The organism is Streptomyces sp. NRRL B-3229 (assembly GCF_000719505.1).
Classification (GTDB): domain Bacteria; phylum Actinomycetota; class Actinomycetes; order Streptomycetales; family Streptomycetaceae; genus Streptomyces; species Streptomyces griseorubiginosus.
Window position 1 is genome coordinate 1 of sequence record NZ_JOGP01000128.1, and the last position, 353, is coordinate 353.

Genomic DNA, 353 nt, shown 5'->3' on the forward strand with positions numbered 1-353 from the left:
TACAACGGGGAGACGCCCGTCATCACCGGTGGCAAGGCGATCACCGGATGGACCGCGGCGACCAACGGCGAGTACAAGGCGTCCGTGGGCAGCCTGAACTTCCGGCAGCTGTACGTCAACGGGGTCCGCGCCACCCGGGCCCGCTTCCCCGACCTCGGCACGGACTTCCAGCTCCAGGGCAGCGACAAGCCCAACAAGCTGCTGAAGGTGCTCAGCTCGCAGATCTCCAACTGGAGCAACCTCAGCCAGGTCGAGATGATGCTGGAGACGCAGTGGGGCGAGAGCTACCTGCGGCTGAAGTCGTTCACCTCCGCGGGCGGCATCGCCAACGTGTCGATCCAGGACCACGAGGC

The 353-nt window shown here is 66.0% G+C and carries 1 pseudogene; it reads left to right on the forward strand.

Going from position 1 to position 353, the window contains the following annotated elements:
• Window positions 1-353, forward strand: a pseudogene (locus tag IF54_RS0139065) (hypothetical protein); the annotation flags it as partial.